General features: G+C 39.7%; 6 protein-coding genes. 1 reads left to right on the top strand and 5 read right to left on the bottom strand.

Annotation, left to right across the window (positions count from 1 at the left end; genetic code table 11):
* Positions 1-125: 125 nt before the first annotated feature.
* The 5 genes from ACWPAB_RS14830 to rpoN all read right to left on the bottom strand — a co-directional run bounded on the left by ACWPAB_RS14830 (position 126) and on the right by rpoN (position 4,130).
* Entirely contained in the window at positions 126-980 is an 855-nt protein-coding gene (locus ACWPAB_RS14830) for a PTS system mannose/fructose/sorbose family transporter subunit IID (protein WP_016382244.1), read from the bottom strand.
* The gene (locus tag ACWPAB_RS14825; RefSeq protein WP_016380647.1) at positions 980-1,729 is read right to left on the bottom strand and encodes a PTS mannose/fructose/sorbose/N-acetylgalactosamine transporter subunit IIC; all 750 of its coding nucleotides are present in this window, start codon (positions 1,727-1,729) and stop codon (positions 980-982) included. The genes ACWPAB_RS14830 and ACWPAB_RS14825 overlap by 1 nt, the downstream gene beginning before the upstream one ends.
* Positions 1,730-1,735: 6 nt before the next feature.
* Positions 1,736-2,227 carry a PTS system mannose/fructose/N-acetylgalactosamine-transporter subunit IIB gene (locus ACWPAB_RS14820; protein ID WP_003572522.1) on the bottom strand — a complete coding sequence of 164 codons (492 nt, stop codon included), beginning with the start codon at positions 2,225-2,227 and terminating at the stop codon, positions 1,736-1,738.
* A 5-nt stretch (positions 2,228-2,232) separates the two neighbouring features.
* Positions 2,233-2,643 carry a PTS sugar transporter subunit IIA gene (locus tag ACWPAB_RS14815; RefSeq protein WP_016382245.1) on the bottom strand — a complete coding sequence of 137 codons (411 nt, stop codon included), beginning with the start codon at positions 2,641-2,643 and terminating at the stop codon, positions 2,233-2,235.
* 191 nt (positions 2,644-2,834) lie between these two features.
* Complete coding sequence (rpoN, locus tag ACWPAB_RS14810) at positions 2,835-4,130, bottom strand: RNA polymerase factor sigma-54 (protein WP_016382246.1); 1,296 nt, start codon at positions 4,128-4,130, stop codon at positions 2,835-2,837.
* Positions 4,131-4,298: 168 nt separating this feature from the next.
* Here rpoN and ACWPAB_RS14805 point away from each other — a divergent pair, with 168 nt between their 5' ends.
* On the top strand, positions 4,299-7,097 hold the full coding sequence (locus tag ACWPAB_RS14805; protein WP_016382247.1) for a sigma 54-interacting transcriptional regulator: 2,799 nt from the start codon (positions 4,299-4,301) through the stop codon (positions 7,095-7,097).
* The last annotated feature ends 254 nt before the right edge of the window (positions 7,098-7,351 follow it).

Here is a 7,351-nt window from a genome sequence, read left to right as displayed (position 1 = left end):
GCAATGGCAACCTCGGGCACTTTGGAAACGCCGAGAATCGTCATTTTACCGCTCGCATTAATCACATGTTTTAAATCGTAAGTCTTGTAGTAGTCACTCATACGTGTTGTCCCTCCACAGATGCTTTATAAGATTCCAAGAAACGACCCAACAATACTAATAACGACAATACTACCGATAATGATCCCGTATCGCGGTCCTTTCTTTTCCATGAACCAGTAAATTGCAAAAACAGCAAAAAGTGGAAGCAGACCTTTAAACATACTATTTAAAATGTTTTGAACAACAACCGTCGAACCACCTGTAAAGTGAATCTTTAGGGGTGTGCTGACGGTAACATAACTAGCTGACAAGGCACCCATCATCATCATACCCAAGACATTCGCACCATAAATAACTTGTTTAATCATGCCATTCTGTAAAAGTGAAGTAATTGATGCCTTACCCAATCGGTAGCTTCGTTTGATTAAAAAGTAACTTATATACATAGTAACAGCTGTGTAGATGACGATTGGACCGATGCCAGCAAGTGGACTTCCTTGTTTAGCCATTGGAATGAAGATTGAGATAATAATTGGCATTAAGGCTGCCCAGATAACTGAATCGCCAATACCAGCAAGTGGGCCCATTAAACCTGTCTTGATAGACGTGATTGCAGAATCGCTAATATCTGCTCCGTTAGCCTTTTCTTCTTCCATAGCTAATGAGATACCTTGGATTGAAGATCCTATTGTACCTTCAGTGTTAAAGAAAACTAGATGACGTTTGAGGGCATCTTTTTGAGCTTCTTTATCACCAGCATAAAGTTTTTTAATGGCCGGAATCATGGAAGCACAGAAAACTAAGCTTTGTAATCTTTCATAGGAATTTGAAAGCTCGCATCCTAGCTGATAAATCCAGAAGGCCTTGTTAACTTCTTTTTTCCCAAGTTTAATCTTGGGTGTTTTTTCGCCCGTAGATGTTTTAGCTACTGTTGTCATTATGCGTTCTCCTCTCTTAGCGCATTGTTCCGAACTAAGAATGCAACACAGGTTCCGATTGCTGCAACTGCCATGACATCAGCTTTAAAGTACATGACAGCAACGAAACCGATAATGAAGTAGGGCAACAATGATTTCTTACCAATGACGGAAATAGTTAAGGCAAAGCCCAGAGCTGGTAAAATTGCTCCCATTACTTCAAATCCATGCATCAACCAGTAGGGAATTACATCTAAAATACTTTGTACTGCCCCGCGGCCAAAATAATTAGCAACAAACACAACGGGGAACCGGATAATTAATCCCATAATGGCTGGATACAAGAATGCTGCCAAATAAATCCCACGATAATTAAGCTTTTCTGCATCCTTGTCAGCCATATGAACCCATGTTGCGTTGATTGTGCGACGAAGTTGATCTAGAAATACGCCAAGAACACCAAATGGAACTGCCAAGGCAACCGCTGCTTGAGCGTTCATTCCGACTGTCACTGCGATTGGGATAGCGATGGTTGAGGCTAAAGCAGGATCGTTTGGTACATTACCACCGGGTGTGGAGGTAACGCCAAGGAACATGAGTTGGATACCTGCGCCAATTGTCATTGATTCTGACATTTTGCCAGTGATTAAGCCTACTACAAGGGCAACACTAAGAGGCTGCTTTAAAATCCCAGAAAAAGTATAACCAAATCGTAAATTAGCAAACCAGAAGTATAGCCCCATAGCAATGGATAAGCCTACTGCATGCATTTATAGTCACTCCTTTTCATACTTTGTAAGAATCTTGTCTAGTGTTTGTGGATTGTCTTCAGGGATTGTTTGGAAATAGATTTTCATATCTTTGGCGGCTAATTCCTTTAAAATGGATACATCTGCTGCATCAAGAGTGATGTTTTGGAAGACAACCTTTCGTTGAGGGCCACCGCCCAAACCACCAATTTGGACTTCACCTTCATAAATACCTGCATCGATGACTTGCTTAAGCGTCTTAAGATCTGGAAGAATCAACAAGATATTGCCTTTATCTAATCCGCCGTTTTCTTTCTGCTGTTTTAAAGATGCCACACCCCAAGTATCGACTTTGACTTCGGGGGGAGCTGCCATCAGGTAGACGCTGCGCATGAATTCATCTTTTTCGAGCTCTTCACTGACAACAACAATTCTATTCGCTTGAGCTTGTTTTACCCATTTTGTTACTACCTGTCCGTGGATAAGACGGCTGTCAACCCTGCATAATACGATACTCATATCACTCACTCCTCATTTGTTTTCTGCTGAAGTTCTAAAATGTTTTGACTATTTTTACCAGCACTCAGAATTTTATCTAGGACATTTAGCGACAAATCTTCATCTTGGTGCATGATAGCTTCAACTAACATAAGTGCATTGACACCCGAAATTATCTTCCATGGATATTCGCGAGTTAATCGCAAGGCGACGTTGCTGGTTGTTCCACCAGGAATGTCCGTCAAGACCAGTGTGTTTTCGTTGACGTCCTTCGACGATTCTTTAACCAGCGAAATGTAATTTACTAATGTCTCAGAGGGCATCAAGGGGATGTCAATGACATTAATGGTTTTGCCGACTAGCATTCCCATGCTTTTTATGAGACCGCCTCCCCATCCTTTGTGTGTGAGCAGAATGATTTTATTTTTATTTCTCAAGAAAATTCCTCCTTTGTCCTTCACTTTTATATAAGCAAGTTTCGTGCCAAAAAAAAGAAGCCTTTATTTATCAGGCTTTTGAGGAATGAATAAAACACTATGTGTATATTTGTGAAACACTGTTTTGGAAAAAGAGACACTTTAGGATGTAATCGAAACACTGTTTAGAAAGCGTAAAACACTCTGGTAAACTACTTTTGAGTTTTCCTTTGACGAGCACTGGCGATGCCAGCTTTTTGACGATATTTTGCGACTGTTCGACGAGCAATTTGAATGTTTGACTCGTTTTGAAGCAAGTCGGCGATCTTCTCGTCACTTAAAGGATGAGAAGGATTCTCATGGCTAATTAGGTCCTTAAGTAATTTAAGGACTTGATCTGATGAAGCACCGTGCTCATCTTGGTGTAGATTGCTACGTTTGCTCAGGAAATGATTCAGAGAAAAAATCCCCAGCGGCGTCTGGATATACTTATCTTTGATTGCTCGACTGACAGTGGATTCATTTAGTTGGAGTCGTTGTGCGATGTCGCGTAGAAGTAATGATTCTAAATAAGTATGCTTTTTGGTTAAGTAAGCATATTGATGAGCAACAATAATTTCGCTAATTCTGAATAGTGTTCGCTTTCGGTTTACGATTGCTTGTTGAATACTTGTATATTCTTGTTTCTTCTCACTTAGAAAAGCACGCGTTCGTCGATCGTTTGTCTGAACAAGACGTTGATAAATCTCTTGAGCAAAGTCAATGGATGGCTGACCGTTGTTCAAAAGTGATAGAGAGAGATGGGTGCCGTTCTTTTCAACAGACAGTTCAGGGTAAATATACGGTGTTTTGTCTGGTACAAAGTTTATGCTTGGTGTCGGAGAAAGATTTTGAATATACCGTTTTATTTTTACTAAATTTGAGGACGATATTTGCAGAACAGTGGCAATATTTTGCCACTTGTTAGCTAAAATAGCCTCGAAATGTTCTTCAAGAAAAATAACTGCCATTTCTGGAATTTTCCCGGCATCTCGCTCTGCTTGAAGGACTAAGCACTCCTGTAAGGAACGGGCGCCAATGCCGGGTGGATCCAGTTGCTGAAGAAGCTCGAGTGCATCTCTGAAATGAGTGTCATCTATTTTAAGGGCTGCCTTCAATTCTTGATCAGATGTTAAGAGATAGCCTGAAGGATCGAGATAGCCGACTAAACCAAGTACAATTTTTCGGAGTTCTGTTGGTCGCATGGTCAACTGAATCTGTTCTAAAACATAATGAAACAACGACTCATGTTTATCGGCGATTTGAAAAGCACCAGATTCAGCAGAACCCGACATTAAACTGTCCAAGTTTGATTTAATTTCAAGTAAGGGATTTTCCATACTACGTTCTTCTAGATACTTTGTTAGATCAATAACGTCTAGTTGGAGAATAGTAAGTGATTGTCGGAGTCCTTGGCTTAGATTTAGTTGTTGTGCTTGTTTCTGATACAATGCAATATTCTGTTCCAAGAGTTGACCCTCCTTTGCTAAAATGAAACTCACCGTGAGCAGTGCTGATAAGTATCGCCAAAAATCGGGACTTTAAGTTCAATATGTTGAAACCGGTACCATTTTAACATATTGTTGACCAAGGGGATTGAACCTAACCGACTAAACTGAAAAGGATGGGTATTAAGAATGAAACGAAGAGATAAAATCTATGAATCATTACTTGGCTTGTGGACAAAGGCAGATCCTCACCAAGTTCGAGATCTAAAAGGAAGTACGACCCTAGAAATCGCGAAATTAACAGGTTATTCAAGATCTAATTGCAGTTCTGAGTTAAATCATTTAGTCACTGATAGAAAAGTAGTCAAAATTCAGACATATCCAGTTAGATACATTCCTTCTTCTATTTTAATCAAAATCGGCGAGCGAATACCGGGGGATTTTGTTGTCCAGAAAGTTAGTAAGAAAGAAAAGCCAAATGAAATTGGAATTAAGCACAGTGACGATCCATTTTCTAAACTCATTGGTGCTGACCAAAGTTTACGAAAGGCAATTAAACAGGCAAAAGCGGCGATCATGTATCCTCCACACGGGTTAGATATGTTGTTACTTGGGCCAACAGGATCAGGGAAAACTTTTTTTGCTAATGTAAGTTATCAATTTGCCAAGTATGCAAAACAAATCCCAGCAAATGCCCCCCTTATTGTTTTTAATTGTGCTGATTACTATAACAATGCTCAGCTGCTACTGTCGCAAATTTTTGGCCATGTTAAGGGATCGTATACAGGAGCAGATACCAGTGAGGCAGGTATTGTTGAGAAGGCAGATGGCGGTATTCTCTTGTTAGATGAGGTTCACCGCTTGCCTCCTGAAGGACAAGAGATGCTTTTTACGTTTATGGATACTGGGCGTTTTGCTCGTCTAGGAGAAAGCGAAAAAACGCGAACTGCTAATGTATTAATCATTGCAGCAACAAATGAAAATCCTCACTCGAATCTTCTCGCGACTTTTTTGCGGAGAATACCGACTGTCATTAATATTCCGGCACTGTCAGAAAAAGGCATTCGAGAAAAGGTACAAATCGTTAATTACCTTTTTCGACAAGAAGCGGCAAGAATTCAAAGAGATTTAGATGTCAACATTTCAGTTATCGAGTCGATCTTGTTTGCAAGCAATTATGGGAATATTGGTCAATTAAAATCTCAAATTAAGTTGATTTGTGCGAGAGCATTCCTAAATAACTTAAATACTGAGGGGGATTTACTCGTCAACACATCTTGCCTTCCTGAGGAAATTCAAGCAGTGAGTGCAAGTCGACAAACGGATGATCAGCAAAAGCAGCTGACCACCATTGTGCCGCAACATACGATTTATTCGTTTGATTCAAATTCTCGTCCGGATATTCTGGATGACAATATTTATATTGACATTGCCAAGAAGGTAAATGAGCTACGTGCTCAAAGATTACCTGAAAACAAAATCCAAAGTATTGTGATGCAAGGTATCCGAGGGCATATTAGAAGTTTTTTAAAGGACCCGGTCGAATCTGCCAAATTGGAAAACTTCATAAGCCCTAGTACGTTGAAATTAACACTTCGTTTAAGAGAGATTGCTGAAGAACTATTAAAAGAACACTTTGATCATAGATTCCTATACTATATCGGTATGCACATTGATACGTACTTGGCACGTGGTTATCGTGATGAAAAGCTACTGATGGAAACGGAAATAAGCCGAATAAAATACGAATACGCAAAAGAATATGCAGTTGCGCTGGCGTTTAAGAACGAAATAGCTCAAGCTGATAACGTCTATTTACCTGATATTGAGGTTGTTTATTTAACGCTCTTACTGTCATCATTGCGTCAGATGTCAAAAGAAAAGGCTCGGAGTGTTGGCATCCTTGTTGTCGCACACGGAAACAGCACAGCGACCTCAATGGTTGAAGTAACAAAAGAATTACTGGGTGAAAGTAATATTGATGCACTGGATATGCCGCTCAACTGTTCACCTACCGAGATGGCTGAACGTATCGCGCGACATGTTGAAAGTTTGAATGAAGGATTAGGTGTCCTGTTACTGGTAGATATGGGCTCTCTTTTCCATCTTGAGGAACAAATTGAGCAAAAAACAAGTGTTCCAATTAAGATATTGCCTTATGTGACAACGATTACGGTTTTAGACACGGTACGTAAGGCCAATTATCTCAACATGAATTTATCGAGTTTGTACCATTCAATTTGGAACGACTTTCTTGAAACAGTTACAACTGCTGTCAGGTCGGAATCATCAGCCTTGCCTAAGGCAATCTTGTCAATCTGTATGACAGGTACAGGTACGGCAGAAAGGCTGAAAACAATTATTGTCAATATTATTAACTTGGCTTCATCAGAACCGATTCAAGTCAAAACAATCTCAGCACTAGAATTGAAGGCAAAGATCCCAACTTTAAGTAAGAAATATGATATTTTAGCGACTGTTGGGACAAAAAAACCCAATCTACCGGTTCCACATATATCGCTTGAAACTTTAATTTCTGGTAATGGGGAAACCTTGTTACGTTCAATCATTGGGCATCAAGCTGTCACAAATGTTCAACCTAAAGGTCCAAGCACAATCGTTCCGGCAGAAATTTGCCGAGATGTGCTGGAAAAGAATTTGATTTATTTTAATCCTTATTTGATGACACGATCATTAATATCGTGGACAGAAGATCTTGCTCGAATATTGAATTTGGACTTTTCCAACAGCACGATTGTCAAGTGTGTTGTTCACACTAGCTTCGCATTTGAACGCTCATTGAGAAATGAAACGGTCAAGTATCCGTATACAGCAACTCCAGAAGTTTCTAGGATTAGTAAGGCGGTTACAAGAACTCTGCAACCGTATGAGGATGATTTGAAAGTTAAGCTGACTGAAGATGAAATTTATTATATTTCTGAGATTGTTGTAGATGATCAAGGGCAATCTTTGATTCAGCATGCTTGAAGGAAAGAGGTCAGAACCGGGACGGAGTCTATATAGCATGCTGTTGAGTTTGCATGTTGTCAGATGAAGTAATATAAAATTTAGGATGTTTTTAGATGGCTTCATTCTAGTAATCTTTAGGAGTGAGGCCATTCCTTTGTTCTAATAAGTTGCGATAGTTTAAGAAGCAAATGCCAGGTTAGATTTTTTTGATAAGCTCATTGATGTTGCTTGATCACTTCTAGCTAAAGACTTTTTAGAACCTGTCTAGTATT

The organism is Lacticaseibacillus sp. 30, from assembly GCF_053819265.1.
This window is presented reverse-complemented; position numbering and strand designations above follow the sequence as displayed.